At 61.5% G+C, this 275-nt stretch carries 1 protein-coding gene; it reads right to left on the reverse strand.

All coding sequences use genetic code 11. The annotated features are described in order from the left end of the window. A partial coding sequence (locus tag AC6UD2_RS06765; protein WP_500698429.1) for an efflux RND transporter permease subunit occupies positions 1–275 on the reverse strand: 275 nt, incomplete at both ends.

The raw sequence follows: 275 nt of genomic DNA on the forward strand, positions 1-275 counted from the left end.
GGCTGTGGAGGTGTAGGCGAATGTCGCCGCCTGCTCCTTGCTTTCGCCCATTTCCAGCCGCGTGACCATCACCTCCACGGTAATCATCGCATCGTCCACCAGCAGGCCAAGCGCAATGATCAACGCCCCCAGCGAAATCCGCTGCATGGTGATGCCGCTGTACTCCATGAACACGAACACCATGGCCAGCACCAGCGGGATCGAACAGGCCACCACCAGGCCCGCACGCACGCCGAGGCTGACAAAACTGACGGCCAGCACAATCACCACTGCCT

This window comes from Fructilactobacillus sp. X2R5C2 (genome assembly GCF_059901375.1).